This is a genomic window from Aeromicrobium halocynthiae (assembly GCF_039531385.1).
Lineage (GTDB): Bacteria > Actinomycetota > Actinomycetes > Propionibacteriales > Nocardioidaceae > Aeromicrobium > Aeromicrobium halocynthiae.
This window is the reverse complement of the sequence record NZ_BAAAPY010000028.1, coordinates 1-978: the sequence shown is the minus strand read 5'-3', so window position 1 is coordinate 978 and position 978 is coordinate 1. Positions and strand designations below refer to the sequence as shown.

Sequence of the window (978 nt, the reverse complement as noted above, 5' to 3'; positions counted from 1 at the left end):
ACGCAGCCGTGATCTCTCATCTCGAGTGCTCGACGTTGATGGAGTGAGAACAGTCGTCGGGTGCGGCCGAGGTCGAGGGGCAGGGAGTCTCCGTCGAAGACGGCGGGCAGGAGTCGGTGTTCACACGCCATGCGTCGGGCCTGGCCGGCGGAGAGCCGTTCGCCGGTGGAGGCGTTGGCGACCTTGAGGTGGTCGGACAGGGTGTCGAGGTCGATGTTCACGGTCAGGATGGGGCCGAGGTTGTTGGTCTGGGGGAGTCGGTCGATGGGCAGCAGCTCGCACAGGTGGGCGAAGGCCCATCCCTGGCGGCGGGTGTGGTCGGGGCGTTCGTCGAGCAGGACTTCTCCGGTGCGTCGGGAGAGGTGGCCTGGTGCGGTGATCTCGACCTGTGGTGCGCAGAGCGCGTCGAGGGCGACGCGCAGGTGCGCGGCTTGGGCTTCGGGGATGGTGAAGCCGCCCTTGACCTGACCATCGGCCGTTGGCGGGCTCATCCAGAAGCGTGCGGTGTTCCAGGCCTTGCGTTCGCGTTCGGCGACGATGTCGTCCTCGGCCGCGTCGAGCGCTTCGGGGTCGTCGGAGCAGGCCAGGTGCGAGCCGACGACCCGGTCGGCCAGGCGGGTGAGTCGGGGCAGGTCGAGGCGGGGTGCGTCGGCGACGAGCTGGGCCTCGCAGTCACGACGGACGGTCTCGCCGGTGTCGTCTGGGAGGAGGTCGAGGGCCTTGCCGATGATCGTGGCCTGCTTGGCCGTCAACTCACCGGCCGCCTGGGCCGCATGAGAAGCGGGAGCGTGCTGGATCTTCCTCGCCCGCCGCACCAGGGCGTCGGCTCCGCGCCGGTCACCGCCGAAGTCACCGGCCAGCAGCGACCCGGTCGAGGAGGCCCCCTCACGCCGAGCGGTCCCCGCGGACTCCACCGCCGCGACGGCCGCCAGCTCGTGCGCGGCGACCCGGGCCTTCAACCGCGCCAGCGACCGGGCG

The 978-nt window shown here is 71.2% G+C and carries 1 protein-coding gene; it reads right to left on the bottom strand.

The window, feature by feature from the left end; translation table 11 throughout:
- Positions 1-978 (bottom strand): DUF222 domain-containing protein (locus ABD213_RS15025; protein ID WP_344330310.1); only part of this gene is annotated, 978 nt, incomplete at both ends.